The sequence below is a fragment of the Lysobacter sp. Hz25 genome, from assembly GCF_046097045.1.
Lineage (GTDB): Bacteria > Pseudomonadota > Gammaproteobacteria > Xanthomonadales > Xanthomonadaceae > Lysobacter > Lysobacter antibioticus_B.
This window is the reverse complement of sequence record NZ_CP175666.1, coordinates 774599-796139: the sequence shown is the minus strand read 5'-3', so window position 1 is coordinate 796139 and position 21541 is coordinate 774599. Positions and strand designations below refer to the sequence as shown.

Genomic DNA, 21541 nt, shown 5'->3' with positions numbered 1-21541 from the left:
CTCAGGCGCCGCTGCGCACGCAACGGCGCCGGACCGCGCTCATCGGCCCCGTGAATCCGCCGCGGCAGGGCCGCGGCGGTTCAGGGCAATTCGCGGTGAACCGCCTGGTTCTTGCCGGCGCGCTTGGCTTCGTAAAGGGCGAAGTCGGCCGCTTCGAGCAAGGGCTCGTAGGAGTCGCCGCTGCACGGCGAATAGGTCGCGCCGCCGACGCTGACGGTGACGCGGCCGACTTCGGCGCCGGTGTTCGGGATCGCCAGCTCGTAGACGCTGGCGCAAATCTGCTCGGCGACCTGGCGCGCGCCTTCGCTCGGCGTCGACGGCAACACCAACGCGAACTCTTCGCCGCCGAAACGCGCGGCGACGTCGGCCGGACGCTGCGCGCAACGCTGCACCGCGCCGGCCACGGCCTTGAGCGCCTCGTCGCCGATCAAATGGCCGTAGGCGTCGTTGTAGACCTTGAAGTTGTCGACATCGACCATGAGGATCGAGAAGTCGCCCTGCTCGCGCACCGCACGGCGCCATTCGGTGTCGAGGTAGCTGTCGAGGTAGCGGCGGTTGTTGAGCCCGGTGAGGCCGTCGACATCGCTGAGCCGGCGCAGCACTTCGTTCATTTCCAGCAGCTTCTGCTGGTTCTCGCTCAGCGCGCGGTAGGCCGCGTCGCGTTCGATCTGGTTGAGATAGGCCTGCGAGTGGTGGCGGATGCGCGCGATCAGTTCGATCGGGTCCGGCAGCTTGACCAGATAATCCGCGGCGCCGGTGGCGAAGGCCTGGCTTTTCACCGCCGCGTCCTCCTTGCTCGACAGGACCACGATCGGCACGTTGCGCAAGCTCGCGTGCACCCGGTACAGGTGCACCAGGGTCATGCCGTCGACGCCGGGCATGACCAGGTCCTGCATGATCACCGTCGGCTGCAACGCCTCGGCGGTCGCGACCGCGTCGCTGGCCGAGCTGCAATAGTGGAACTCGACGTCCTGCTCGCTGGCGATCGCGCGGCGCACGGCCTCGCCGATGATCGGTTGGTCGTCGACCAGCAGCACGACGAACCGGCGCCTGCGGGGCGTGGCCGGCGTAAAGCTCGAGGAATGCTCAGTCATGGGGCTACGTTCCTGATGTCACCCAAGAGCAACCGCAACTTCGATGCGATTCGATCCAGGGGAAGAATGTCGACGGCGGCGCCGCGATCGGCGGCCGCCTTGGGCATGCCGTAGACGGCGCTGCTGGCCTGATCCTGGGCGATGGTGTGGTGGCCGCGCATCCGCAGCGAGTGCAGACCGCTGGCGCCGTCGCGGCCCATGCCGGTCAGCAACACGCCGACGATCTCGCCGGGCCAGTCCTTGTTGATGCTCTCGAAGAACACGTCGACCGAAGGCCGGTACGGCTGCTCCACCGGCTCGGGCGTGTACGCCAGCGCGCCGTCGGGCTCGAGCACGAGATGCTCGTTGGTGCCGGCCAGCAGAACGCTGCCGGTGGCCGGCCGATCGCCCGGCCGCGCCAGCCGCACCGGGTTGGCGGAAAAGCGGTTGAGCCAGTCGGCCATGCTGCTGGCGAACTTTTCGTCGATGTGCTGGACCACGACGATCGCGGCCGGAAAACCGGCCGGCAATCCGCCGAGCAACTCGGCCAGCGCCGCCGGGCCGCCGGCGGAAGCGCCGATCGCGACCAGGCGCTTGGCGCCGGAGCGGCGCACCGGCGGCTTCTTGGCTTGCCGCGACGGCGCATCGCCGACCAGGCGGCCGATCAGGTCGATCTTGGCCAGCAGTTCCTGCGCGCCGGCGTAGTCGTCGATGCCGAGGGTCGGCACGTCGGCGGCATCGATGGCGCCGTGGCCCATGGCCTCGAACACCAGCGAGGCGTTGCCGCCGACGCTGGCGGTCACCACCAGGATCGCGCAGGGGCTGCGCGCCATGATCTGGCGCGTCGCTTCGACCCCGCCCATGCCCGGCATCAGCAAGTCCATCAGCACCAGATCGGGCGTGTCCTCGGCGCAGCGCGCGACCGCTTCCTCGCCGCTGGCCGCGGTCCAGGCGATGCGGTGCTCGCTGCGCCGGCCGATCGCGCGGCGCAGCGCTTCGACCGCCAGCGCCAGGTCGTTGACGATGCCGATCCTCATGCGGCGGCCTCGCCGATCAAGTCGACCACCGCCTGCAACAACGCTTCCTCATGGAAGCCGCCCTTGGTCAGATAGAAATCGGCGCCGGCATCGAGGCCGCGTCGGCGATCTTCCTCGCGATCCTTATACGACACGATCATGACCGGCACGCTGCGCAGACGCGCATCCTTCTTGATCAGGCCGACCAGCTCGATGCCGTCCATGCGCGGCATGTCGATGTCGGTGACGACCAGGTCGAAATGACCCGCCCGCACCGCGTTCCAGCCGTCCATCCCGTCCACCGCCACCTCGACCACGTAGCCTCCGCTTTCGATCAGTTTGCGTTCGAGCTCGCGTACGGTGAGTGAATCGTCGACCACCAACACGCGCTTGCGGGTCGCGGTCTGGGCGCTGTCGTCGTAACGCAGTTGGGTCAGGCGTCCGGTCGACACCAGGCGCTCGACCGAACGCAACAGGTCCTCCACATCGACGATCAGCACCGGCGTGCCGTCGTCGAGCAGGGCACCGGCGCTGATGTCCTTGACCTTGCCCAACTGGCTCGGCAGCGACTGCACCACCAACTCGCTGACGCCGCGGAAACGCTCCACCGCCAAGCCGTATTCGTGACCGCCGCCGGGCGCGCCGAGCACGATCACGTGCAGTTGCTCGGGCGCGGCTTTGGCTTCGGCGCCGCCGAGCACCTGCTGCGCCGACACCAGGCCGATGCGACGGCCGTTCAACTCGAAATGCTGGCGCCCCTCCAGCCAATGCACGTCCTCGCGCGCGAGCATCGCCGTGCAGACGATCTGGGTCAGCGGAAACGCATAGGCTTCCGCGCCGATCTCGACCACCAGCGCGCGCAACACCGAGGTCGTCAGCGGCAGTTGCAACTGGAACCGCGTGCCGCCGCCGGCTTGCGACGACAGGCGCACGGTACCGCGCAGTTGCTTGACCATGTTCTGCACGGCGTCGAGGCCGACCCCGCGTCCGGAGATCTCGGTGACCACCTCGCGCAGGGTGAATCCGGGCAAGAACAGAAATTCGAGCAGTTCCGCCTCGCTCAGGCGCGAGGCGGTGTCCTCGTCGGCCAAGCGCCGGGCAACGACGATCCTGCGCACCTGCTCCAGATCGATGCCGCGGCCGTCGTCCTCGATGGTGATTTCGAGCAGGCCGGAGACGTGATGCGCTTCCAGCCGCACCAGGCCACCGGCAGGCTTGCCGTCGGCGCGGCGCTGCTCGGCCGACTCGATGCCGTGATCGACCGCATTGCGCAGCAGGTGGCCCAACGGCGCTTCCAGCTTGGCGAGGACGTCGCGGTCGACCTGGGTCTTGGCGCCGACGATCTCCAGGCGCGCCTCCTTGCCGAGTTCGCGCGCCAGATCGCGGACCATGCGCTTGAAACCGCGGGTGCCGTCGGCGAACGGCCGCATATGGCTCGACAACGCCTCGTCGTAGAGGCGATGGGCGACGCTGGCGATACGGCGCTCGAACAGGTCCAGCTGGGCGATGCGGTCGGCCAATTGCCGCTGCGATTCGGCGATCGCCGAGCGCGCTTCCATCAGCAATGCGTTGGCGTGCTGATCGCGCGACATGGCCGGCGAGATGTCGGCCAGCCGGTCCAGCGCGACCGCACTGTCGTTCTGCAGGCGCTTGAGGCGGCTCAGCGAGCGGATGTAGGGATCGAGCCAACGCGACACCACCAGCGACTCGCCGGCCAGGCCGAGCAGGCGGTTGAGGCTGCGTGCGGTGATGCGCAGCACCCGCTCTTCGCTTTCGGCGTCGGCATGGGCCGTGTCCGCACTCGACGCCGCCTCCGGCTCGATCGTCGCGGCCAGCGCCGACGCCGACGACGCGGCCGGAGCGGGATCGGCGGCCAGGGCCGCGGCCAGAGCGGCGCGGAAACGCTCGGCGTCCGGCGCATCGTCCTGCATCCACGGCGCGGTCTCCGTAGCCGGCGTCGCGGCGATGCGGGCGAGCAGGTCGACGCCGCCGAGCAAGGCATCGATGACGACGTTGCCGAGGACCAGCCGCCCCTGTTGCGCCTCGACCAGGCAATCTTCCATCGAATGCGCGACCGCCACCGCGGCCGACAGGCCGAGGATACGTGCAGCGCCTTTCACCGAATGCGCCGCGCGCATGCAGGCTTCGAGTTCCGGCGCCGAGGCCGGGTGGCTTTCGAGGATCAACAGCCCCTCGGTCAGCACCTGCGCCTGCCCCTCCACTTCCATGCGGAACAGGTCGTGCAGCGAATAGTCCTGGAGGTTGCCTGTGCTCATCCGAGCCGCCGATTGAGTGCGCTGAGCACCAGCGCGTCGTCGAGCACGCCGACGTTGCGCTGACCCATGGCGAGGATGCCGGTGCTGAACGGCGAGACCGAATGCGCGACCGTCGCCGGCACGTTGCCGATCGTGGCCGGGTCGTAACGATGCGAACCGTGCACTTCGTCGGCCTCGAAAGCCAGACGTTGCTCCTGCCAGGCCAGCACCACCAGGCGCCGGTTCAATACGCTGCGCGCGGCCTCGGCATGGCCCGGTTCGAGATGGAACAGCGCTTCGAGCGCGACGCAGACGGTGAGTTGCCCGCGCACGTTGACCAGCCCGCGCACCACGCCTTCGCGGCGGTGCGGCAAGGTGTGGACCGGGCGCGGTTCGATGACTTCGTCGACCACCGAGGCGGCCAGGCCCAGCCATTCCGCACCCAGGCGGAACACGAACAGCGACCCAGTCAGCGACCTCAGGTCTTCGGCTTTGGCCGCGACGTGCCGGGTCGCCTCGCGCAGCGCCTCCGGTTCGGGCGCGCGGTCGAGCAAGCGCGCCACCGCGCTGCTCGATCCGGCCGGCGTGTGTTTGGCGCTCATCCTGCGCGGTCCTTATCGGTGCCCATCAGCCTGCCGTCCTGCGCGAGCGTTGCGCGCGCAGGCGCAGGACACGTCCGCCGGCGGCATCGCCGCGGGTTTCCAGCAGCAAGGCCAGGTGCATCAGGGTCTCTTCGTGTTGCGGCTGCAAGTACAAGGCCTTGCGGAAATAGTCTTCGGCGAGCTCGTTGCGGCCCTTCGCTCCTTCGATCAGCCCGAGCAGGTACAGCGCGCGCGCCGACGGCCCCTGCCCCTGCAGATAGGCCTGGCAGGAGCTCGCGGCCCGTTCGAAGTCGCCGTTGTCGGCCAGGCGCTGCGCGGCGTCGAGCAAGGCCTCGGCGCCCTCGACCGCAGGCGGCGCGGGGTTGGCGACCGGCGCCGGCCGTGGCCGCGCCAGCGGCCGCGGCTTGGCGATGGCTTTGACCGTGGCGGCTTTGGCCGCGGCGCCCGCCAGCGCCGACGCCGTCGTCGCCAGCATCGCCGCCGACACTCCGCCGCCGCTGTCGGCGCGCGGCGGACGGAAGGCGAACGCCATCGGCAATTGCGCCGAGGCGAAACCCTGCGACAGGATCAGCCCGGCCTCGGCCGGGCCGACGAACAGCAGGCCTTGCGGACGCAACAGCCGCTTGAGAATCCAGACCGTGCGCACCTGGGTATCGGCATCGAAATAGATCAGCAGGTTGCGGCAGAAAATCGCGTCGTACACCGCCTCGCCCGGCAGGAAGGCGACATCGAGCACGTTGCCCTGGATGAAGTTGACCCGCGAACGCACCGTCTCCGGCAACTGCCAGCCGCCCGCGACGGCGGCGAAATGGCGCTCGCGGAACTGCAGCTCGCGGCCGCGGAAGGAGTTGCTGCCGTACAGCCCGCGCCGCGCCTTCGCCAACGCGCGCTCGCTGATGTCGACCGCGTCGATGCTGAGCCGCTCGAGCGGAAAGCCGGCGTCCTGCAGGGCCATCGCCATCGTGTAGGGTTCTTCGCCGGTCGAGCACGGCAGGCTCAGCAGACGCAGGCGCTCGCCGGGGTGGGTCGCCGCCCATTCCAGCCCGTAACTGCCCGACAAGGCGCTGAAGGCCTGGGTATCGCGGAAGAACCAGGTCTCCGGCACCACCACCGCTTCGATCAGTTCCTGCTGCTCCAGCGGCGAGGCGCGCAAGGTCTGCCAGTACTCGCCGAGCTGCTTGCATTCGCAGGCGGCCATGCGGCTGGCGACCGCGCGCTCGACCACGGTCGGGCCGATGGTGCTGGCGTCCAGCCCCATCGTGTCCTTGAGCCATTGCTGGAAGCCGCCCGGCTTCATGCGCTTTCGACCGCGGCCTGGAACAACAGCTCGCGCACCGAATCGGGCAGCAACTGCTCGATCCGCACCCACTGGATCAGGCCCTGCGCATCGGCGGCGACCGGCCCCAGATACGGCGCCTGCGCCGCATCGACGCCGGCCGGCGCGAACTCGGCGGCCTCGCGCCGCACCGTTTCCAGCACTTGCTCGGCGATCAGGCCGAGCTTGCGGTTAGCGCCGTCGCCGGCCGGGTAGTTCACCACGATCACCCGCGTGCTGAGCAACGCGCGCGCGGGACGCCCCAACGCCAGCTGGCACAGGTCGATCAGCGGCACCGGTTCGCCGCGGTAGTCGAAGGCACCGGCCACCGCCGCGGGCGCCTGCGGAATGGCTTTCGGGTTGACCAGGTTCAGCACCGACACGACCTGCGCCGCCTCGATGGCGTAACGGTCCTGGTCGAGTTGGAAGACAAGGAAAAGCACGGCATCGTCCTCCCGGCTGCGTCTGGCTGTCCGAAGCGGCGGCGCTTACGCCAGCAACTTGAACTTGGAAACCCCGTCGCGCAGCCCGGCGCTGACCTGGTGCAGTTCGTCGATCGCCTGGTTGGATTGCTTCAAGGCGTCGACGGTCTGCTGCGCGGCCTCGCTCAACTGGCCCAGGGCCAGATTGATCTGCTCCGCGCCGGCCGCCTGTGCCTGCACACCTTCGTTCACCACTTCGAAGCGCGGCACCATCGCCTGCACGTGTTCGATCACCTGCGACAACTGGCCGCCGACCTGCTGCACGTCGCTGGTGCCGCGACGCACCTCTTCGGAGAACTTGTCCATGCCCATCACGCCGGCCGACACCGCCGACTGGATCTCGCGCACCATCTGTTCGATGTCGAGCGTCGCCACCGCGGTCTGATCGGCGAGACGGCGGATCTCGACCGCCACCACCGAGAAACCGCGGCCGTACTCGCCGGCCTTTTCCGCCTCGATGGCGGCGTTGAGCGAAAGCAGATTGGTCTGGTCGGCGACCTTGGTGATGGTGGTGACGACCTGGCTGATGTTGCTGGCCTTCTCGGCCAGCACCGCGAGCTTGGCGCTGATCGCCGCGGTCGCGTCGATCATCCGGCCCATGGTCTCTTCCATCTGCGCCACGCCGTGCTGGCCGTCGCCGGCCAGCGAGGCGGTCTGCTCGGCGCTGCCGGCGACCGTGCCCATGGTGCGCGCCAACTCTTTCGAGGTCGCGGCGATTTCGCGCGAGGTGGCGCCGATCTCGGTAGTCGTCGCGGCGATCTGCGCGGCGGTGGCCTGCTGTTCGCGCAAGGTCGCGGTGATCTCGTTGATCGAGGAATTGACCTGGATGCCCGAGGTCTGGATCTGCCCGACCAGTTCGGCCAGCTCGCCGCTCATGCGGTCGTAGCCCTGCGCCACGGCGCCGAATTCGTCGCTGCGCGAAAACCCCAGGCGCTGGCTGAAATCGCCCTTGGCCATGACGTCGGCGGCGCGCGCCAGCCGGTGCAGCGGCAGGGTGATCGCCTTCAACAGGAAGAAGCCGGCCAACACCGCCGCCACCACCGCACCGGCAAAGCTCAGGGCGATGCCGAGTTCGGCCGATTTCACCGCCGCGTCGATGCGGTTGCCGGAGTCGACCGACTCGTTGTAGTTGTACTGGATGATGCGGGTGATGGTGTCGACCGCCTTGGCGAAGATCGGCTCGGCGCGCGTGCGCATCGCCTCCTGCAAGGCCGCCGTGCCGCCCTCGCCGGCCTGGATCAGGTCCGGCTGCAAGGCGAACAGCGAAGCGCTGAAACCGGAGAGCGCATCGACGTTGCGGCGATCGTCGGCCTGGATGGCGGTGGCGCGGTAGCGGCTCAAGGCCTGTTCGAATGCGGTGCGGCGTGAGCGCAAGCGCTCTTGCGCCTCGGTGCGCTGGCCCGCATCGGCGGCCGACAAGCCGTTGAGGGCGGTGTAGTAAGCGTGCCACTCGGTTTCCATCTGACCGGAGGCGTACAGCCCGGGAATGGAGTCCTCGCGCAGTCGGTTCTCTTCGGCCTGGATGTGGAACAACCGCTGCAGGGCGATGCCGCCCATCACCACCATCGCCACGATGATCACGGCGAAGCTCAAGATGATTCGCTGCCGAATCGTGATGTTATTCATGACCGATCCCCGTGTATGCCATGAAGCATTACCTATCTGGGCAGTGATTGTGAGGACCGCCTGTCGCGGACGAAGCCCCAGTGTAGAGACGCGCTTCGCCCCTGCCCACCATCACGGCTGCGAACGGACGGACCGACTTGAACCGGCCTTCGCACTATGGCCCTCCCCTGGTCCGCACCGCCGTGAAAAGCCAACGCCGTCTCACTATGCATCGACCCGACCGTGTCGCGGCCCTAATCTACACCCGGCTCCGGATCGCGCGCGCTCGGTAACGGCGGCCTTCGCGTCCATGACCGGCGAAGGGATCGGCGAAGGGATCGGCGAAAAGATGGACGGATGCGGCGGACGCCGGACCGGGAGCGAACGCAGCCCGGTCGGCCGATCCCCTGGCCGTCGGCGCCGCCGGCTCAGTCCATTTCGGCCGCGGCTTCGCGGCCCTGCTGGCGGATCAGCGCTTCGTCGCGGGCATCGTTGATGGCGTGGCGGACGCTGTCGAGGTCGACCGCGGACTCGTCGTGCACGAACACGCCGGTCAGTTCGCTGTCGGGACGCAAGTCGCCGGCTTCGAACAGGGCCCACATTTCCTCGGCGTACCAGGTGTCCAGCAGCTCCGGCGCCCAGGCGCCCAGGCTGGCGGTGAGGTTGTTGACGTCGCGCAACAGCATCTTGCGCGCGGCGTTGTTGCCGGCGGCGCTGACCACCTGGGGGAAATCGATGATGACCGGACCGTCCGGGGCGACCAGGACGTTGTACTCGGACAAGTCGCCGTGGATCAGGCCGACGCAGAGCATCTTGACCACCTGCCGCACCAGGAAACGGTGGAAGCCGCGGGCCTGCTCCGGCGCCAGCTCTACCTCGCCCAGACGCGGCGCGGAATGGCCGTCGGCGTCGGTGACCAGCTCCATCACCAGTACGCCGTGGTAATAACCGTACGGTTCCGGCACGCGCACGCCGGCATCGCGCAACTGATACAGCGCCTCGACTTCGGTGTTCTTCCAGGCGGTTTCCTGCTGCTTGCGCCCGTACTTGGTGGCCTTGCCGATCGCGCGCGCCTCGCGGCTGCCGCGCACCTTGCGCCCCTCCTGGTACTGCACGCGCTGCTGGAAGCTGCGTTGCGCCATGTCCTTGTAGACCTTGGCGCAGCGCACCTCGTCGCCGGAACGCACCACGTACACCGCGGCCTCCTTGCCGCTCTTGAGCGGGCGCATGACCTCGTCGATCACGCCGTCGTCGATCAGCGCCTGCAATCCGGGTGGAGTCTTCATGTAGTCCTGTGGGGGAAACGGCGCCGGCTGAGGGGGAATCCCGGCGTAACAGGCGTATATCTTTACACTTGGCGACCCCAGTATCGAATTCCGTCATGTCCGAACCCGTCCGCCTCGACAAACGCCTCGCCGAACAAGTCCCCTGTTCGCGCACGGACGCCCAGCAATACATCGAGGGCGGCTGGGTGTCGGTGGATGGCGAAATCGTCGAGGAGCCGCAGACCCTGGTCTCGACCCAGACCGTCGAGCTGGCCGCGGACGCCCGCCTCGAGCCCATCGAGCCGGCGACGATGCTGTTGCACAAACCGGCCGGGCTGGACCTCAAGAACGCCGCCAGCCTGGTCACGCCGGCCACCCATGCGCCCGGCGACCTGTCCGAGGTGCGACTGCTCAAGCGCCATTTCCATCGCCTGACCCCGCTGGTCCCGCTCGACCGCGACGCCAGCGGGCTGGTGGTGCTGACCCAGGACGGCCGCGTCTGGCGCCGCCTGACCGAGGACTACGCCCAGATCGAACAGGAGTTCGTCGTCGAAGTGGCCGGCGACCTGCTGCCCTACGGCATGCAGAAGCTCGCCCACGGCCTGAGCTACCAGGGCCGCGCGTTGCGGCCGTGCAAGGTCAGCTGGCAGAACGAAACCCGCCTGCGCTTCGCGATCAAGGACGTGCAGCCCGGGCAGTTGCGCGACATGTGCCGCCAGGTCGGGTTCGAGGTGGTCTCGATCCGCCGCCTGCGCATCGGCCGCATCTCGTTGAGCAAGATGCCGGTCGGCGAATGGCGCTACCTGCCGGTCGCCGAGCGCTTCTGATCGCGAGCTTCCGTCGACGGCCTACGGGACTTACACCACTCGCGTCTTTGTAAGCCGCTCCCTTCTTAATCCATCCCTTTGCCAAGGGGGCTGGCGCCTGCATCGTTGAGTTATGCGGCGCTGCAGCCGCGCCGGGTGATTTACGCGCAGCTCGCCGCTGTGTAGCCGGCGCATAAGCAAATCCCCCAGCCTGCTTTTCAAGGGGGAACTCTCCTGGGGAGGAACGGATATCGGACTGCACCTACTGGATGGCCTGCAGACGCAATGCCGCTATCCACCGTAACCACCGCTCAATTCAACGCGCTATTCCCGCGCAGTTGCGCGACCACCAGGTCGACGAAGGTGCGAACCTTAGGCGAGGCGTAACGCCCTTCGCGATGCAGCACGTGCACGGGCAGCGACGAATGCCCGTACTCGCCCAAGACGATCTTCAGTTGTCCGGAAGCGAGGTGCGGCGCCACCTGGTAGGACAGCAATCGGGTGATGCCGAAACCGCGCACCGCCGCCTCGATCGCCGCATCGTTGGTGGTAACGATCAGGCGAGGCTTTATCCGCACCGATAAAGCCTTGCGGCCGTCGCCGAACTTCCACTCGGTGGACGGGCTGATGCCGAGCGCGGAGATGATGTCGTGCCGGACCAGGTCGGCGGGCGTCTTCGGCAAACCTTGCCGGCGCAGATAGTCGGGCGACGCGCACAATAGCCTGCGCACCTGCGCCACCTGGATGGCCTGCAGGCTCGAATCGGGCAGCGCGCCGATGCGCACGCCGACGTCCAACCCCTCTTCGATCAGATTGGCCACGCGGTCGAGGAACAGCGCCGACACCTGGGTCGCGGGATAGCGCTGCAGGTAGTCGACCACGATCGGCAGCACGAACAACTTGCCGAACTGGACCGGCGCGGTAACGGCCAGATGCCCGCGCGGTTCGGCGTTGATGCCGGCCGCCGCTTCGTCCGCTTCGTCGACCTCGGCCAGGATCCGGCGCGCATCGTCGAGATAGCGCTGCCCCGCTTCGGTGGCGCGGACGAAGCGGGTGGTGCGATCGAGCAGCTTCACCGCCAAGCGCTCTTCCAGGCCGGCGATCGCCCGCGTCACCGCCGGCGGCGACAGGCCCAGCTTGCGGGCGGCGCGGGCGAAGCTTTCCTCTTCGGCGACCGCGACGAACACCGTCATCAGGTGCAGTCGATCCATTTGAATTATTCCTGTAATCGCAATAATGAATTTTGCGATTCGGTGATTCTTATGGCAAGCGAAATGGCGGACAGTGTCGCCACGCCGAAGCCCACAGCAACCGATACCAGGCCTCGCCGGACCGGATCACTCCCCCTCCCCATCGACACTGGACACCCCCATGAGCCGCATCGCCGTCATCGACCGCAACACCGCCGACACCGAACAACAGCAGTTGCTGGACGCCATCCAGCGCGAACTCGGCACGGTGCCGAACTTCCTCAAGGTATTCGCCAACTCGCCGGCCGCCCTGCGTGCCTTCCTCGGCCTGCACGGCATCGCCAAGGAGGGCAGCCTCGACCTCCAGACCCGCGAGCGCATCGCCCTGGCCCTGGCCCAACAGAACGCCTGCGAGTACTGCCTGTCCGCCCACACCGCCCTGGGCCGCAACGCCGGTTTGAACGGCGACGAGATCGCCGCCAACCGCGCCGGCGGCAGCCAGGACGCCAAGGCCGCGATCGCGGTGAAGTTCGCCCGCTCGCTGGTCGAGCACCAGGGCGAAGTCACCAGCGCCGAGATCGTCGAAGTGCGCGAGGCCGGCTTCAGCGATGCCGACATCGTCGAGATCATCACCCACGTCGGCATGAACCTGCTGACCAACATCCTCGGCAAGGCCAGCCGGGTCGAAATCGACTTCCCCAAGGTAGCCTTGGCCGCCTGAGCGGCGGGCCCCCGAGCCGCGCGTCACCACGATCACCAGGACCAGGGCCGGCGGCGCTGCGTCGCCGCCGGCTGGAGCACGCCATGAGCCGCGCATTCGCCGATATAACCTTCACCCCCAGCGTCAAAGACGCGCAGCAACGCCACGGCAGCCGCGAAGCCAATCGCGCCTTCGAACTGGCCGAAGATGCGCGCGATTCGATCGGCGAGCGCGAGGCCGAATTCATCGCCGAACGCGACAGCTTTTATCAGGCGACCGTGTCCGAAACCGGCTGGCCCTACGTCCAGCATCGCGGCGGCCCGGCCGGCTTCCTCAAGGTGCTCGATGCCAAGACGATCGGCTTCGCCGATTTCCGCGGCAACCGCCAATACCTCAGCGTCGGCAACCTCGCCGCCGACGGCCGCATTTCGCTGATCCTGATGGACTACCCGAACCGGCGCCGGCTCAAGATCTGGGGCCGCGCGCGCATCGTCGACGAAAGCAGCGACGCCGCCCTGATCGCACGGCTGGAAGTGCCCGCATACCGCGCCCGGGTCGAACGCGGCATCGTCATCGAGGTCGAAGCCTGCGACTGGAATTGCCCGCAACACATCACCCCGCGCTACACCGAGGCCGAGATCGAACGCATCGCGCCGACACGGCCGACGCCGCCGCCGGAGGAAAAACCGCGCGCCGCCGAGGCCGCGGCCTGGGGCGAGGGCCCGCTGGAACTGGTCGTCGCCGGCGTCAGGCAACTCACCGCACGGGTGCGGGCCTACGAACTGCGCCATCCGCAAGGCGATGCCTTGCCGGCGGTCGCCGCCGGCGCGCATCTGCGCGTGCCGGTGCAACTGGACGGCAAGACCGAGCTGCGCCACTACTCGATCAGCTCCGACCCTTCGCGGCGCGATGCCTACGAGATCGCGGTGCTGCGCGAAGACGCCGGGCGCGGCGCATCGAAAGCCCTGCACGCGGGATTCGAGCTGGGGCTGCGCCTGCGTTGCGAGCCTGCGCGCAACGATTTCGCGCTGAGCGAAGACGCGCGCCCCGTGGTCCTGATCGCCGGCGGCATCGGCATCACCCCGATCAAGGCCATGGCGCACACGCTGGCGCGGCGCGGACAGCCGTTTCAGATCCACTACGCCGGCCGCGGCCTGCGCGAACTGCCGTTCCTGGAGGCCTTGCAGGCCGAGTTCGGCGAACGGCTCACTCTGTATCCGGCCGATCAAGGGCGGCGTCTCGACCTGCGCAGGCTGTTGTCGGCTGCGGCAGCGGATACGCTCGTCTATGCCTGCGGCCCCGCACGGCTGATCGATGAGCTCAACGCGACCGCGGCTACGCTCGGAATGAGCGACCAGGTGCGGATCGAACGTTTCGATGCGGCCACCCGGCCCGACGACCGCGCCATCGAGGTCGAGTTGCGCCGTTCCGAGCGGCGGATCCGCGTCGCCGGCTCACAAACCATCCTCGATGCGCTGTTGCAGGCCGGGGTGAGCACGCCATCGGACTGCAGGGTGGGCAATTGCGGCACTTGCGCGATCAAGGTGCTCGACGGAGTACCCGAGCATCGCGACAACGCCCTCAGCGCCGCCGAAAAGGAACGCGCCGCCTTGATGTGCATTTGCGTGTCGCGGGCGCATTCCGAACATCTGGCGCTGGACCTCTAGCGCATCGCCGCGGCACTCCACCCTCGTTTGGATCCGCCGGTCCTTGCGACCGCAACGATCTCCCCCACTCTCCCGAGAACCGTCATGCTTCGATTGTCCGTCGCCCTGCTGAGCGCCGCCCTCGCCGGCACCGCACTTTCGTTCCTCCCCCTCTCGGTCGAAGCTTCCGCCATTGCGGAGACTCGGCCGCCCACCGCCGAGCGTCCCATGACCACCCACCACCGCATCGCCGTAGACGGCACCGAACTGGCCTACCGAGAGGCCGGCCCCAAGGACGCACCGGTCATCGTGCTGCTGCACGGCCTGCCGAGTTCCTCGCACATGTTCCGCGAGCTGATGCCGCTGCTCGCCGACCGCTATCGGGTCATCGCGCCGGACTACCCCGGCTTCGGCGCCAGCGCCACGCCCTCGCCGGCCGAGTACGACTACAGCTTCGATCGGCTGGCGCAGAGCGTCGACCGACTGCTGCAGGCATTGAAGGTCGAGCGCTACAGCCTCTACCTCTTCGACTACGGCGCGCCGGTCGGCTTTCGCCTGGCCGTCGAGCACCCGGAACGCATCCAGACGCTGATCGTGCAGAACGGCAATGCCTATGACGAAGGTATGGGTACGTTGTGGGATCCGTTGCGCGCTTACTGGAAGGAGCCCACCCCGCAACGCTCGAGCTTGCTCGCGGAAAAACTGCTGAGCCTGGCCTCGACGAAATGGCATTACCTCGAAGGCGTGCGCGACCCGTCGGCGATCGCGCCGGAGAACTGGCTGCTCGACCAAGCCTTGCTCGACCGGCCGGGCGTGCAGGACATACAGCTGCGTCTGCTCTACGACTACGGCTCCAATCCCGGCAAGTACCCGCAATGGCAGGCCTATTTCCGCGAGCGTCAGCCGCCGATGCTGGTGCTGTGGGGCAAGAACGATCCGATCTTCCTCAGCGCCGGCGCCCACGCCTACCAGCGCGACTTGCCGAAGGCCGAGGTGCATCTGTTCGATACCGGGCATTTCGCCCTCGAAGAAGACGCGCAGCCGATCGCCCTGCGCATCCGCAGCTTCCTGGGCCGCCAGCTGGGCGAGTCGCAGGCCAGCCAGGACTGACGGCGGATACGGAACCGGCGCCGCTGCGGTGTCCGCAGCGGCGCCGGCTTGATCGCTGCGCCGTCCGATCCGTGCGGATCGCCGGATCGCGAACGAAAGATCAGCCCTTGGGCAACAGCAGCTTGCAGCTGCGGATCGCGGTCTGCGCCGCCGCCACGTCGGCGTTGCGGCGGTAGTGATAGCCGCCCTTGAACGCGCCCATGAGGATTTCCTTCTCGATGTAGGCCACCTCGCCGGCCGCCACCTCGAAGCTCAGCGGTTCTTTGCATTTGCCGTCGCCGCTGAGCACGTGCTGGCCCGGCTCGAGCACCAGTCGATAGAAGCAGTAACCGCGGGTCTGGCCGATCGGCTGGCCGTCGAGCACCACGTCCATGCCGACCAACACCGCGACGAACTGCTTACGGTAGAGATAGATCACGCCCTTGCCGGGCTCGGGCTGGAAATTCAGCGCCGCCGCGGTTTCCGCCGGCGTCGCCTTGCGGGTAGCCTGGTTCTTGAACGCGAACAACCAGATCAGATAGACCACGAAGCCGAGGACCAGCAGGCCGATCAGCCAGTTGAAGAAGCTCGACCCGCCGGCCATCGAGGCCAGCACGCGTCCTGCGATGGCGCCGACGATGATCAGCGGAAGAATTTTGAGAAAACTTGCACGACCTTGTGCCATGACGATCCTGAAGCGTTGATAGGGCCGACAGCATAGCCAACCGCCGCCGCGGCCACAGGCACGCGATCGGGCGGCTGCCGTCGGCAGGATGTCGGGACGCCCCGGGCGATGACGTCCGCGGCCGTCGCCATCACGGCGCCAGAGCCATCTTCTCCGGCGACACCAGGGCATCGAGTTCGGCCGCGATCTCCGCCGCGACCGCCACCGGCACGCCCCAGTAATCGAAGATGCCGCCGTCGCGGCGATTCTGCCCACAGGTCACGAACACGCCGGTGCCGAATTTGCGCTTGAGCCGCGAGGCCAGCCAGCCGACGAAACCGCTGTTGTCGACGCGGCTCGGAAAGTGGAAGCGGAACAAGGCGAACAGATCCTCGGCGGGGTCTGTACAGGGCACCAGCTGACTCCAGACTTCATCGTCGCGCACCAGGGCCAAGGCATCGGCACGCACCGCGCCCGGGAAGTCGGCCAAGGGGAACTCGAGAAAAGCATAGGTGCCCGGATACGCCAACAGGCGCGCCTGCTTGGTCACGACCAGCAAGCGCGTGTTGGTCTGTTCGATCGTTTCCCGCGATATGTCTACCACTGCAACCTCCGGCGGCCGCTGCCGGCCCGATGATGGATTCGTCTGCCCAGTCCGGCGGCGACCGCCTCACTCCAGCCAGCGCCGGATGCGCTCGTAGACCTGCAGGTCGCCGAGCAGATCGAGATGATGCAGGCCATGGCCCACCCATTGCCGCGACTTGGGAATGCGCAGGTCGAAGGCCGGGTCGGGATGATGCCCCAGCGCGCTGGCGACCGGCACCAGGCCGTCGCCGCTGAGCCTGTCGATGCCCGCGTCCTTCGCTGCACCGTTCTTGTCGGTCGAAACCGCCACCGCGTAACTGCGCACGTGCGCGGGCAGCGGCACCGGCGTGCGCGCATCGCGGCGTCCGTCGCTCTCGTGCTTAGGCTTGCGCCAATCCGCGTCGAGCAGATTGCCGTGGCGCAGGTCCTGGATGCCGGCGCTGCGGATCTTGCCGAGACGCGCGAACGGCGCGGTGTAGGGGCTGCGGCCGATCAGCATGTCGAACCAACTGCCGGCGCGTTCGAGCGGCGCACCGTGATGCGGCGTGCCGAGGAAGACCAGGCTGTCGAGCCGCTCAGGCCAGCGCAGCCCGGCGCCGGCGGCGGCATGGCAGGCGCTGCGCGCGACCAGGCCGCCCATGCTGTGACCGACGATGGCGAAACGCTCCACCGGCACCGGCCACTCGCGCAACAGGCGCTCCAGACGCGCGGCGAACTCGCGGCCGTTGCTGGAGATGTGGCGGCCGCTGTTGTAGTGCAGATAGACCGGCGTCCAACCGGCATCGCGCGCCAATGCCGCGGCATGGTCGTGGCCGTTCCAACGCCATTGCAGGTCGTTCATGCACAGGCCGTGCACCATCACCAACAGTTTTCCGGTCGCCTGCGGACAGGCTGCGGCCAAAGCCTTGCGACCCAGCCGCAAGGGCGTGCCGTCGCGGCGCAGGCGCATGCGGATCGCCAGCGGGTTGGCGGTCGCGGCCAGATGATCGCCGAGCACGCCGTTGAGCGCGCAGACCACGCCGTCGCGCTGCGGCGGCGAGTCGATCCGGTCCAGCAGCGGCGCGAACTGAGCGAGCGCCAGGTCGAGGCCGTCGCCGACGAAACGGGCGATGCCGCGCACGCTGCGATAAACCAATCCGCTGATGCCGCGGGTCGGATCGCGCACCGGCGCGCCGAGCGGGCCCGGCAACGCGACGATGGTGGCGTGGACGGATTCGACCAGGTCGACCACGCCGGTGATCGCGTCGATGGTCAGGCGGCCGATACCGCGCAGGTCCGCACCGGGGCCGTTGCCGGTGTCGGCCGTGGACGAGCGTTTCGGCATGAGCATCCAGCGCGCGGCAACGGGACCGCCAGCCTAGCGCAGTCGATGCCGACGGCGCATTCTGGCGTACCGTGACGACGCGCGGACCGCCCCGGCCTGCGTCGGCCCGCCCCGCGAGGAGACGACCAACGATGACCGATACCCACTTCGAAGGCGGCTGCCTGTGCGGCGCGATCCGCTATCGCGCGACCGCCGCGCCCTTGCGCGGGGTGATCTGCCATTGCAGCCTGTGCCGCCGCCATTCGGGCGCGCCGGCGCTCGCCTTCGTGCATTTTCCGGCCGGGGCCTTCGCCTGGCTCGCTTCGCCGCCGAGTTGGTATCGCTCTTCCGAGTACGCCGAACGCGGCTTCTGCGCGAACTGCGGCAGCACCCTGGGCATGCGCGAAAGCGTGTTGGCCGATCGCGTGCAAGTCTGCATCGGCAGCCTCGACGAGCCGGAACGGGTAGGCGTCGACGACCACGTCTGGACCCGTTCGCGGTTGCCTTGGTTCGATACCACCGACCCACTGCCCCGTTTCAGCAAGAGCAGTTCGGCGGTACCGTCCAAGGCCTAGGCGCCGTCGCACGCCACCAGGCCCGCATCCCCCGCTCAGGGCTTCGGCGCGATCATGCTCTGGAAATAATCGATGCCCTGGCCCCAGGCGCCGCTGTGTTGCTGGGCGATCTTCTGCACCTGCGCGCCGGTGCCGCCCTTGCTCCAGTCGCCCTGCCACTCCAGCATCACCGCCAGCCAGGTCACCGGCACCGCGCCGGCCTGGATCATGCGCCGCACCGCCATGTCGTGCGACTCGTGCGAGACATCGCCGCTGGCATCGACCACCACGTAGACCTCGTAGCCGTCGCGCAGCGCCGACAATACCGGCAAGGTCACGCAGCTGTCGGTCCACAAACCGCTGACCAGCAGCTTCTTGCGGCCGGTCTTGCGCACCGCCTCGCGGATGCGCGGGTCCTGCCAGGGGTCGATCGCGGTGCGGTCGTAGGGCACCAGCTCCGGACGCGCCTGGGTGAGTTGTCTGAAGAACGGGCCGCCGAATTTTTCGGCGCTGATCGTCGCGTACAGGGTCGGCACCTCGAAGGCCTTGGCCGCCTTGCTCAAGCCCTCGGCGTTGTTGATCAGCTTGCCGACCTCGATCGACTGCACCGAGAACACGAACTGCGGCTGGTAGTCGACCATCAGCACCACGCTGTTTTCCGGGGTCAGCGGGGTGCGCAGGTCGGCATGGGCCGGCAGGAACGCAGCGGCGAAGAGCAAGCTCGCAACGATCGACCGCCGCGTAAAAGCCGTGGACAAAGACATGACGAGTTCCCATCGCAGCACTGGAGGCCGATTGGCCGGTGCCGGATACGGTACGCACGCGCGGCGACGACGACGGCGCCAGTTGCTGCGGTTTCGCTGGAGCCAGTGGCGCGATGCCAGCGAAGGCACTCGCGGACAGGAGCGTCTTGCCGCTCCTGTCCTCGAGTCGATCAAAGACTGCGGAACAAAGAACCGATCAGCAGCAGGACGAAGCCCAACGCCGCCAGCCAGAACGCGAAGCCCGCGAGGAACGGCAGATAGCCGAGACGCGCGGCGATGCCGGCGCCGCCGGCCAGCAGGGCAATGAAGAAGATGGGAAAGCTGGGCGGGGTCAGACGCATAGGGAACCTCAATGACGGAAGACAGATGCAGGTGCGCGCCAGTTTTGCGCTGACTTTGCGCTGGCTGGCGTTAGGCCCGGGCCAGGCTGGCGATGAGGGCGGCGATCACGGCCAAGATCGAGGCGACCGTCAGGGCGGCCACCAGCGAGGCCGACGGCGCACGCCCGTGATCGTCTTGCGGAATTTGCTTGTCCGATTTGCCACTCATGCCGTTGGCTCCTGCCATGCCGATACCTGCATGAGGGAATGCACACGAATCGTGCCAACGCCCCGCCCCGTGCGAGGCCAGCAACGGCGGATATGGACACCGAAGCACACTAAATAAGGGAGGCATCAAAACGCGAATCACGTCACATTTTGACCCGCCTCGTCCGAGGCCTCTCCCCAGCAGTTCCCGCGGCCTTCGTGCAATTCGGCATAAGCACATAACCGTTACACCGGGTCCCGTCCCTTGCCCCGCCTTACAATGCCGACCGCCTCACGGTTTGCCGGGTGATAGTGTGGCGGTCCGACGCCCGGCCTCGGAGTGGCGCCGTGCCGCGCCGCACGGCCTCGCCTCTCCCGCACAGCCACGCCCACGACGGTCCATGATCCAATTCCAGCAGGTCCATAAATCGTTCCGCGTCGGCGGTCACGAGGTGCCGGCCTTGCTGCCGCTCGATCTCGACATCGTCGAAGGCGAGGTGTTCGGCATCATCGGCCACTCCGGCGCCGGCAAATCCACCCTGATCCGGCTGATCAACGGCCTCGAGCGCCCCAGCGGCGGCCGCGTGCTGGTCGACGGCGAAGACGCCAGTGCGCTCGACGGCGCCGGCCTGCGCGCCCTGCGCCAGCGCATCGGCATGATCTTCCAGCACTTCAATCTGCTGTCTTCGCGCACGGTGGCGGCCAACGTCGCCTTTCCGCTGGAGCTGGCCGGCACCCCGCGCGCCGAGATCGCCGCGCGCGTCGCCGAGTTGCTCGCCCGCGTCGGCCTGAGTGCGCATGCCGACAAATACCCGGCGCAGTTGTCGGGCGGGCAGAAGCAGCGCGTCGGCATCGCCCGCGCCCTCGCCTGCCGGCCGCGCATCCTGCTGTGCGACGAGGCCACCAGCGCCCTCGACCCGCAGACCACCGCCTCGGTGTTGGCGCTGCTGGCCGAGATCAACCGCGAACTCGGCCTGACCATCGTCCTGATCACCCACGAGATGGAAGTGATCCGCCGCGTCTGCGACCGCGTCGCCGTGCTCGACGCCGGCCGCCTGGTCGAAAGCGGCCCGGTCGCCGACGTGTTCCTGCATCCGCGCCATCCGACCACGCGCCGCTTCGTCTCCGAGGCCGAGCACGTCGACGAAAGCGGCCTGCACCGCGATTTCGCCGCGGTGTCCGGGCGTTTGCTGCGCCTGACCTTCATCGGCGAGCACACCTACGAACCCTTGCTCGGCCGCGTCGCGCGCGAGACCGGCGTCGACTACAACATCCTCGCCGGCCGCATCGACCGCATCAAGGACACGCCTTACGGCCAGCTCACCATTGCCCTGGTCGGCGGCGACAGCGATGCCGCCATCGCCGCGCTCGGCGCGGCCGGCGTGCACGTCGAGGAGATCGCGCGATGAACCCGAATCCCGGTTGGTTGCAACACCTCGACGCCGGCAAGTGGGCCGAGATCGGCCAGGCCACGCTCGACACCTTGCTGATGTTGGCCGGCGCCCTGCCGCTGACCCTGCTGATCGGCCTGCCGCTCGGCATCGCCCTGTTCCTGACCGGCCCGCGCCAGCTGCGCGCGCAGCCGCGCCTGTACGGCGTGCTGTCGCTGGTCATCAACATCCTGCGCTCGGTGCCTTTCATCATCCTGATGATCGTGATGATCCCACTGACCCTCGCGGCGATGGGCACCTCGCTCGGGGTGCGCGGCGCGATCCTGCCGTTGGTGGTCGGCGCGGCGCCGTTCTACGCGCGATTGGTGGAGACCTCGCTGCGCGAAGTCGACCGCGGCATCATCGAGGCCTGCCAGGCGATGGGCGCGACGACCCGCCAGATCGTGTTGCGCGCGCTGTTGCCCGAAGCGCTGCCCGGCTTGATCGCCGGCGCCACGGTGACCACCGTCGCCCTGATCGGCTATACCGCCATGGGCGGCGCGATCGGTTCCGGCGGCCTCGGCGACCTCGCCTACCGCGACGGCTATCTGCGCTCGCATACCGACGTGGCGGTGGTGACGGTGCTGCTGTTGCTGCTGCTGGTGCAGGCGCTGCAGACGCTCGGCGACAAACTCGTGGCGCGCTTCAGCCGACGCTGAGCGGCCGCTCC

The 21541-nt window shown here is 68.1% G+C and carries 22 protein-coding genes; 7 read left to right on the top strand and 15 right to left on the bottom strand.

The window, feature by feature from the left end:
• Positions 1–80: 80 nt before the first annotated feature.
• The 8 genes from ACKN61_RS03315 to ACKN61_RS03280 form a co-directional block, all read right to left on the bottom strand.
• Positions 81–1094, bottom strand: a complete 1014-nt coding sequence (locus tag ACKN61_RS03315; RefSeq protein ID WP_051884258.1) for a diguanylate cyclase — start codon at positions 1092–1094, stop codon at positions 81–83.
• A complete protein-coding gene (locus ACKN61_RS03310) occupies positions 1091–2110 on the bottom strand; it encodes a chemotaxis response regulator protein-glutamate methylesterase (RefSeq protein ID WP_408952303.1) in 1020 nt (339 codons plus the stop codon). The genes ACKN61_RS03315 and ACKN61_RS03310 overlap by 4 nt, the downstream gene beginning before the upstream one ends.
• Complete coding sequence (locus ACKN61_RS03305) at positions 2107–4365, bottom strand: hybrid sensor histidine kinase/response regulator (protein WP_408952302.1); 2259 nt, start codon at positions 4363–4365, stop codon at positions 2107–2109. Before ACKN61_RS03305 ends, ACKN61_RS03310 begins: the two co-directional genes overlap by 4 nt.
• Complete coding sequence (locus ACKN61_RS03300) at positions 4362–4946, bottom strand: chemotaxis protein CheW (protein WP_408952301.1); 585 nt, start codon at positions 4944–4946, stop codon at positions 4362–4364. The genes ACKN61_RS03305 and ACKN61_RS03300 overlap by 4 nt, the downstream gene beginning before the upstream one ends.
• A 25-nt stretch (positions 4947–4971) precedes the next feature.
• Positions 4972–6243: a CheR family methyltransferase gene (locus tag ACKN61_RS03295; RefSeq protein ID WP_408952300.1), complete on the bottom strand. Its 1272-nt coding sequence runs from the start codon at positions 6241–6243 to the stop codon at positions 4972–4974.
• The gene (locus ACKN61_RS03290) at positions 6240–6704 is read right to left on the bottom strand and encodes a chemotaxis protein CheW (protein ID WP_408952299.1); all 465 of its coding nucleotides are present in this window, start codon (positions 6702–6704) and stop codon (positions 6240–6242) included. Before ACKN61_RS03290 ends, ACKN61_RS03295 begins: the two co-directional genes overlap by 4 nt.
• 45 nt (positions 6705–6749) lie before the next feature.
• Positions 6750–8369, bottom strand: coding sequence for a methyl-accepting chemotaxis protein (locus tag ACKN61_RS03285; protein ID WP_408952298.1), 1620 nt, complete (start codon positions 8367–8369; stop codon positions 6750–6752).
• Positions 8370–8776: 407 nt separating this feature from the next.
• Positions 8777–9634: a PA4780 family RIO1-like protein kinase gene (locus ACKN61_RS03280; RefSeq protein ID WP_408952297.1), complete on the bottom strand. Its 858-nt coding sequence runs from the start codon at positions 9632–9634 to the stop codon at positions 8777–8779.
• Positions 9635–9729: 95 nt separating this feature from the next.
• On the opposite strand from ACKN61_RS03280, the gene ACKN61_RS03275 reads away from it, so the two are divergent.
• Entirely contained in the window at positions 9730–10440 is a 711-nt protein-coding gene (locus ACKN61_RS03275) for an rRNA pseudouridine synthase (RefSeq protein ID WP_408952296.1), read from the top strand.
• 290 nt (positions 10441–10730) lie between these two features.
• Here the strand turns inward: ACKN61_RS03275 and ACKN61_RS03270 are convergent, their stop codons facing one another.
• Complete coding sequence (locus tag ACKN61_RS03270) at positions 10731–11630, bottom strand: LysR family transcriptional regulator (protein ID WP_408952295.1); 900 nt, start codon at positions 11628–11630, stop codon at positions 10731–10733.
• A gap of 160 nt (positions 11631–11790) precedes the next feature.
• Here ACKN61_RS03270 and ACKN61_RS03265 point away from each other — a divergent pair, with 160 nt between their 5' ends.
• The 3 genes from ACKN61_RS03265 to ACKN61_RS03255 all read left to right on the top strand — a co-directional run bounded on the left by ACKN61_RS03265 (position 11791) and on the right by ACKN61_RS03255 (position 15065).
• Positions 11791–12330 (top strand): carboxymuconolactone decarboxylase family protein, encoded by a 540-nt coding sequence (locus tag ACKN61_RS03265; protein WP_031370075.1) that lies wholly within the window; start codon positions 11791–11793, stop codon positions 12328–12330.
• Between the two features lie 83 nt (positions 12331–12413).
• A complete protein-coding gene (locus tag ACKN61_RS03260) occupies positions 12414–13976 on the top strand; it encodes a pyridoxamine 5'-phosphate oxidase family protein (protein WP_408952294.1) in 1563 nt (520 codons plus the stop codon).
• Between the two features lie 207 nt (positions 13977–14183).
• Positions 14184–15065: an alpha/beta fold hydrolase gene (locus ACKN61_RS03255; protein ID WP_408953748.1), complete on the top strand. Its 882-nt coding sequence runs from the start codon at positions 14184–14186 to the stop codon at positions 15063–15065.
• 100 nt (positions 15066–15165) lie between these two features.
• Here ACKN61_RS03255 and ACKN61_RS03250 read toward each other — a convergent pair whose 3' ends face one another.
• The 3 genes from ACKN61_RS03250 to ACKN61_RS03240 all read right to left on the bottom strand — a co-directional run bounded on the left by ACKN61_RS03250 (position 15166) and on the right by ACKN61_RS03240 (position 17617).
• On the bottom strand, positions 15166–15729 hold the full coding sequence (locus tag ACKN61_RS03250; RefSeq protein WP_408952293.1) for a DUF2846 domain-containing protein: 564 nt from the start codon (positions 15727–15729) through the stop codon (positions 15166–15168).
• A 130-nt stretch (positions 15730–15859) separates the two neighbouring features.
• Entirely contained in the window at positions 15860–16312 is a 453-nt protein-coding gene (locus tag ACKN61_RS03245; RefSeq protein ID WP_408952292.1) for a DUF6196 family protein, read from the bottom strand.
• A gap of 66 nt (positions 16313–16378) precedes the next feature.
• Positions 16379–17617, bottom strand: a complete 1239-nt coding sequence (locus ACKN61_RS03240) for an esterase/lipase family protein (RefSeq protein ID WP_408952291.1) — start codon at positions 17615–17617, stop codon at positions 16379–16381.
• 131 nt (positions 17618–17748) lie between these two features.
• On the opposite strand from ACKN61_RS03240, the gene ACKN61_RS03235 reads away from it, so the two are divergent.
• Positions 17749–18171: a GFA family protein gene (locus tag ACKN61_RS03235; protein WP_408952290.1), complete on the top strand. Its 423-nt coding sequence runs from the start codon at positions 17749–17751 to the stop codon at positions 18169–18171.
• 35 nt (positions 18172–18206) lie between these two features.
• Here ACKN61_RS03235 and ACKN61_RS03230 read toward each other — a convergent pair whose 3' ends face one another.
• The 3 genes from ACKN61_RS03230 to ACKN61_RS03220 all read right to left on the bottom strand — a co-directional run bounded on the left by ACKN61_RS03230 (position 18207) and on the right by ACKN61_RS03220 (position 19463).
• Positions 18207–18869 (bottom strand): hydrolase, encoded by a 663-nt coding sequence (locus ACKN61_RS03230; RefSeq protein WP_408952289.1) that lies wholly within the window; start codon positions 18867–18869, stop codon positions 18207–18209.
• A 215-nt stretch (positions 18870–19084) separates the two neighbouring features.
• Positions 19085–19255, bottom strand: coding sequence for a hypothetical protein (locus ACKN61_RS03225; RefSeq protein WP_161786050.1), 171 nt, complete (start codon positions 19253–19255; stop codon positions 19085–19087).
• A gap of 70 nt (positions 19256–19325) precedes the next feature.
• Positions 19326–19463, bottom strand: a complete 138-nt coding sequence (locus tag ACKN61_RS03220) for a hypothetical protein (protein WP_408952288.1) — start codon at positions 19461–19463, stop codon at positions 19326–19328.
• Positions 19464–19842: 379 nt separating this feature from the next.
• Here ACKN61_RS03220 and ACKN61_RS03215 point away from each other — a divergent pair, with 379 nt between their 5' ends.
• Entirely contained in the window at positions 19843–20850 is a 1008-nt protein-coding gene (locus ACKN61_RS03215) for a methionine ABC transporter ATP-binding protein (protein ID WP_408952287.1), read from the top strand.
• Positions 20847–21530 carry a methionine ABC transporter permease gene (locus tag ACKN61_RS03210; protein WP_408952286.1) on the top strand — a complete coding sequence of 228 codons (684 nt, stop codon included), beginning with the start codon at positions 20847–20849 and terminating at the stop codon, positions 21528–21530. The genes ACKN61_RS03215 and ACKN61_RS03210 overlap by 4 nt, the downstream gene beginning before the upstream one ends.
• The last annotated feature ends 11 nt before the right edge of the window (positions 21531–21541 follow it).

Bases quoted from the DNA above. Each gene is read 5' to 3' on its own strand.
- ACKN61_RS03305 (WP_408952302.1), bottom strand. From the start codon at position 4,365: ATGAGCACAGGCAACCTCCAGGACTATTCGCTGCACGACCTGTTCCGC.
- ACKN61_RS03235 (WP_408952290.1), top strand. From the start codon at position 17,749: ATGACCGATACCCACTTCGAAGGCGGCTGCCTGTGCGGCGCGATCCGC.
- ACKN61_RS03285 (WP_408952298.1), bottom strand. From the start codon at position 8,369: ATGAATAACATCACGATTCGGCAGCGAATCATCTTGAGCTTCGCCGTG.
- ACKN61_RS03265 (WP_031370075.1), top strand. From the start codon at position 11,791: ATGAGCCGCATCGCCGTCATCGACCGCAACACCGCCGACACCGAACAA.
- ACKN61_RS03295 (WP_408952300.1), bottom strand. From the start codon at position 6,243: ATGAAGCCGGGCGGCTTCCAGCAATGGCTCAAGGACACGATGGGGCTG.
- ACKN61_RS03310 (WP_408952303.1), bottom strand. From the start codon at position 2,110: ATGAGGATCGGCATCGTCAACGACCTGGCGCTGGCGGTCGAAGCGCTG.
- ACKN61_RS03250 (WP_408952293.1), bottom strand. From the start codon at position 15,729: ATGGCACAAGGTCGTGCAAGTTTTCTCAAAATTCTTCCGCTGATCATC.
- ACKN61_RS03275 (WP_408952296.1), top strand. From the start codon at position 9,730: ATGTCCGAACCCGTCCGCCTCGACAAACGCCTCGCCGAACAAGTCCCC.
- ACKN61_RS03300 (WP_408952301.1), bottom strand. From the start codon at position 4,946: ATGAGCGCCAAACACACGCCGGCCGGATCGAGCAGCGCGGTGGCGCGC.
- ACKN61_RS03225 (WP_161786050.1), bottom strand. From the start codon at position 19,255: ATGCGTCTGACCCCGCCCAGCTTTCCCATCTTCTTCATTGCCCTGCTG.
- ACKN61_RS03210 (WP_408952286.1), top strand. From the start codon at position 20,847: ATGAACCCGAATCCCGGTTGGTTGCAACACCTCGACGCCGGCAAGTGG.
- ACKN61_RS03215 (WP_408952287.1), top strand. From the start codon at position 19,843: ATGATCCAATTCCAGCAGGTCCATAAATCGTTCCGCGTCGGCGGTCAC.
- ACKN61_RS03255 (WP_408953748.1), top strand. From the start codon at position 14,184: ATGACCACCCACCACCGCATCGCCGTAGACGGCACCGAACTGGCCTAC.
- ACKN61_RS03240 (WP_408952291.1), bottom strand. From the start codon at position 17,617: ATGCCGAAACGCTCGTCCACGGCCGACACCGGCAACGGCCCCGGTGCG.
- ACKN61_RS03220 (WP_408952288.1), bottom strand. From the start codon at position 19,463: ATGAGTGGCAAATCGGACAAGCAAATTCCGCAAGACGATCACGGGCGT.
- ACKN61_RS03270 (WP_408952295.1), bottom strand. From the start codon at position 11,630: ATGGATCGACTGCACCTGATGACGGTGTTCGTCGCGGTCGCCGAAGAG.
- ACKN61_RS03260 (WP_408952294.1), top strand. From the start codon at position 12,414: ATGAGCCGCGCATTCGCCGATATAACCTTCACCCCCAGCGTCAAAGAC.
- ACKN61_RS03280 (WP_408952297.1), bottom strand. From the start codon at position 9,634: ATGAAGACTCCACCCGGATTGCAGGCGCTGATCGACGACGGCGTGATC.
- ACKN61_RS03315 (WP_051884258.1), bottom strand. From the start codon at position 1,094: ATGACTGAGCATTCCTCGAGCTTTACGCCGGCCACGCCCCGCAGGCGC.